Raw genomic sequence first — 3,587 nt, forward strand, 5'->3', positions numbered from 1 at the left:
CGGCCCCGGTCGCGACCGGCGTCGAAAATCCGATCGAGCCGCCCATGTTCTGCAGCCAGTCGTGCGGCGCAGCCGCGGCGGTCGGCGGAAAGAAGCCGCGCCCGGTGGTGATGGATTCATCGACCACGATGGCATTTTCCGGGATCGCCATGGCGAGCGCCTGCGCGATCGAGGCATGGGTCAGCGCGCCCACGGGCTTGGCCAGTTCGACCAGGGCTTGCGGTTTTGCGTCGGTTGGCTTGGCGCCGAGCGCGGATGCCAGCGCTTCCAGCGCCGCCACCGAGTTGTCGCCGCCGGAGGTCAGGCGATGAACCTCGCAACCCCCCGGCTTCAACATGCTCGGCTTGTTCGGGTAGGCGAAAAAGGCCACGGGATCGTTGGCCTCGACCAGAACGATGTGGCGGAAGTCTTTCAGGATCGGCAGCGCCTGCTCGATCACATAGGGAATGCGGTCGATCGAAAACCGCCCGCGGCCGCGCGCCATGCGCGGATTGTAGGTCTGGCCCATCACCTTGCATCCGGTCTTGCCGGCAATCTGTGCCGCCAGCGCCAGCCCCTGCTCGGTCAGCGCAGTGCCGGTGATGAGCAGCAGGCTCCCGGCGCCGCGCAGCACTTTTGCGGCATCCTCGACGGCCTCCGGGGAATAGCCCGCGCGTTGCGATGGCGCCGGCACCTCTGCGATGCCATCGGCCTCGTTCCACGCGGTGTCGGCGGGCAGGATCAGGGTTGCGATCTGCGGCGGCGCGCTTTTGGCCGCGGCAATGGCGGCGGCGCCGTCCTTGGCCACGGATTTCGCGTCCGGCGAGGTCCGCACCCATGCCGACATCGGCCGCGCCAGACCCTCGATGTCGGAGGTCAGCGGCGCATTGAATCCGATGTGATAGGTCGCATGCTGGCCAACGATATTGACGATGCCGGAATTGGCCTTCTTGGCATTGTGCAGATTGGCGAGGCCATTGGCCAGTCCGGGGCCGAGGTGCAGCAGCGTCGAGGCAGGCCGGCCCTTCATGCGGAAATAGCCGTCGGCCGCACCCGTCACCACGCCCTCGAACAGGGCGAGCACGCAGCGCATGCCCTCGACGCGATCCAGCGCGGCGACAAAATGCATCTCCGAGGTGCCGGGATTGGCAAAGCAGACGTCGACACCGCCCGCCACCAGGGTCCGCACCAGACTTTCCGCACCGTTCATCCGTTCCACTCCCGTTCGCGCCGCTTCCTGCTCGCAGCCAAGATCAATCATTCCCGGCGGCTTTCGTCAAAGGCTCAGCCGACATTGCTGCCATCATCTGGACCAGGGTGCCTTTTTTAACCGCAGTGTTCGAAGATCACGACGCTGGCGCGGCCGCGGCTTGAAAAACTGCCATAATTATGGCCCTGTCTCGCGGCCAGATCGATGGTAGAGGGAACAGGATGATCCGGGTTTTTGCTTTGTTGATGGCGGCGGCGAGCATGCTCGCAAACGCCGGTCATGCGCGAGCCCAGGCTTACGACACGCGCGACATCATGGGCTTCGGCCCTAATTTCAGGTTCGGGGGATCGAGCCCGATTCCGCGCACGACCGTGAGCTTCGAAAGCCGATATGCGCCCGGCACGATTATCGTGGACACCGCCGAGCGGCGGCTTTACCTCGTGCTGTCCAATGGCCAGGCGCTGCGCTACGGCATCGGCGTCGGCCGCGACGGCTTTCGCTGGGGCGGCGTTCACCGCATCTCCGCGAAAAAGGAATGGCCGAGCTGGACGCCGCCCTCGCAGATGCTGGCACGGCGGCCCGATCTGCCGCGCCACATGGCCGGCGGCATCGACAATCCGCTCGGCGCCCGGGCGATCTATCTGGGATCGACGCTCTATCGCATTCACGGCTCCAACGAGCCGGAGACGATCGGCCAGGCGGTATCGTCCGGCTGCTTCCGCATGACCAACGAGGACGTCACCGATCTCTACGATCGTGTCTCGGTCGGCGCCACCGTGGTGGTGCTGAATTAAGGGCGTGAACCGGTAAATTCAGAGTGGTCGGCGAATGACCGCCTCGGCGCGCGAAGGGTGCGTTCACGTGTAGATCCCGGGCGACCTGCAGGCGCTCGGGTCACTATCACTCAAGTCTCGTTAGGCGTCGAATCCTTGATTTGCGGGGACGGGATCGCCCATGATGAGGGTATGTCATACCACGGCGCCTACGGCAGCTCTTGCTCTCGGACTGCTCTTCACGCCGCCGGTTTTCATCGCCATCGATGCGATGATCGACGCGGTCGCCTCGCTCGTCTCACCCGCCATCGGCAATCTCAGCTTCGTGTCCCCCGCCATGGGGCAGGCGGACGCACCCACGAAAAAACAATTGGATGCACTCAATGCGTACAGCAAGGCGGTAAGCGATTTTGAGTCGATCCTGGGCCAGCGGCGCGCGCAGATCAATTCGAAGCAACCGCTGCCGAACTTGCCGGGGCAGGCACTCTATCTTGCACGCATCGGCATGATGAGCGCATACAAAGACCTCACCGATGCCCTTCCCTCCAAAATTGGGCGGCCCAATAAATTCGGAATTCCTCCGGCGTACTTTGACGCCGACAAGGAGCCGCTGATCGACGAGTACAGGGCGCTTTTCGATATACTGGAGGTGCCACCCGCCGATGCGCATAAATCGGATACACCGTTCAAGGACGTTGTCGATCTGGCAACTGCCATCGCGCGAGCCGAGGGACTTGATGCGGCCAATGCCGAAGCCGCAGGCCGTATCAGCTTGGGCCTGTTCTTTGCCGAGACCAATGGCAATCAGAACGTCGGGAATGCACGCTCGAACAAGTACAAGGGAAGTTTTCAGACCGGTCCAACCGAAGATCACAACGGCCGAGCCAAGTGGGCGGTGATGAAACCCTCGATAGCGGCCATCGATCCGGTACTGATCCTGCGCGACGACAAGGAAGAGGCGCGGGCTGGCCATCTGGATCACCGGTTCAACCACTGGACCGCCGTGCGCGACGCCCTCATGAACGAGCACGCAGATCTTTTCCCGCAACTGGCAGGGATCGTGAAAACACTGCCAGACCCGATCGATCAGATGAAGCTGTTCGAGCTGATCCAGATCATTCCCAGTCCGACCAGGTCCGCGCTCAAGTCAGGCAAACTCGTCAGCTATCGAATTTCCGGGCCGACCATCATGGGATATCTGCGAAACAACAGCATCTTCGCCTTTGGCAGGGCTGACAGGGCAAAAACATCTGCAACCTTCCGCGAAATTCTCGATGCGATGTGGCTATTCAATGCCAAATTTGAACGAGCGCTTGCCAAGTTCGACGAGATCAAGGCGCGGCAAAAGGGTTGAAGCCGGCAGATAAACTCACGCTCTGGAAGAGTTTTTCAGTTACCCGTCCAAGTCGAACGCGTGATATAATTCGCGTGACTCGTGGTTGGGAATCGCTGGTCATGTCGTCTTGTGCCGCCATGCCTTCATAAGGCGCGAACGGAAAATCACTCCGGGGGGAAAGCGAGGATTGGTGTCGTCAGGAAGAAAGTTCGCCAAGACGGGATTTGCGGCAGGCTTTTCCGCGTGGCCCCGCCGCCGCAGCATTATCGCCGCGATGGCCGTTTCGGTG

3 protein-coding genes are annotated in these 3,587 nt (G+C 62.1%); 2 read left to right on the forward strand and 1 reads right to left on the reverse strand.

Annotated elements, in window-relative coordinates; translation table 11 throughout:
• The coding region (locus ABSG20_RS32320; RefSeq protein ID WP_423868509.1) for an acetolactate synthase large subunit at nt 1-1,189 on the reverse strand (1,189 nt) is incomplete at its 3' end.
• Between the two features lie 221 nt (nt 1,190-1,410).
• Here ABSG20_RS32320 and ABSG20_RS32325 point away from each other — a divergent pair.
• Both ABSG20_RS32325 and ABSG20_RS32330 read left to right on the forward strand, forming a co-directional pair.
• Nucleotides 1,411-1,983, forward strand: a complete 573-nt coding sequence (locus ABSG20_RS32325) for a L,D-transpeptidase (protein ID WP_423868510.1) — start codon at nt 1,411-1,413, stop codon at nt 1,981-1,983.
• A gap of 316 nt (nt 1,984-2,299) precedes the next feature.
• Nucleotides 2,300-3,316: a hypothetical protein gene (locus ABSG20_RS32330; RefSeq protein ID WP_423868511.1), complete on the forward strand. Its 1,017-nt coding sequence runs from the start codon at nt 2,300-2,302 to the stop codon at nt 3,314-3,316.
• The last annotated feature ends 271 nt before the right edge of the window (nt 3,317-3,587 follow it).

It is taken from the genome of Bradyrhizobium sp. (genome assembly GCF_049512235.1).
Taxonomy (GTDB): domain Bacteria; phylum Pseudomonadota; class Alphaproteobacteria; order Rhizobiales; family Xanthobacteraceae; genus Bradyrhizobium.

Coding starts and splice junctions, on each gene's coding strand:
- ABSG20_RS32325 (WP_423868510.1), top strand. CDS start 1,411: ATGATCCGGGTTTTTGCTTTGTTGATGGCGGCGGCGAGCATGCTCGCA.
- ABSG20_RS32330 (WP_423868511.1), top strand. CDS start 2,300: ATGGGGCAGGCGGACGCACCCACGAAAAAACAATTGGATGCACTCAAT.